1 protein-coding gene is annotated in these 271 nt (G+C 62.7%); it reads right to left on the reverse strand.

All coding sequences use genetic code 11. The features are described 5' to 3' along the window. Nucleotides 1-254, reverse strand: a 254-nt coding sequence (locus ACR9ZK_RS22065; RefSeq protein WP_481344088.1) for a cupin domain-containing protein, incomplete at its 3' end; no start/stop codon positions are given. Nucleotides 255-271 lie beyond the last annotated feature (17 nt).

Consider the following 271-nt stretch of genomic DNA (forward strand, 5'->3'; position numbering starts at 1 on the left):
TGATACTCCAGCGTGCCGCTGAGCACATGCGCCACCTCGACACCGGGATGCGCATGCCGCGGCGCGGTGACACCCGGTTCGAAATCGATCCGCGCCTGTATCACCTCGCGATCCGCATCGCCCAGATCCTGACGAATCAGGTCGGTACGGCTCAGGCCCTGCTGCCAGCTCATTGCTTGAGTGTCTGCCGCCTGCGCCAGGCCGGTGAATGAAACCAGTGCGGCCACAGTGGCCAGAATCAGTGTGCGTTGCATGCAATTACCCTCTCGAC

The sequence above is a fragment of the Monashia sp. HAY1-5C genome (assembly GCF_056755255.1).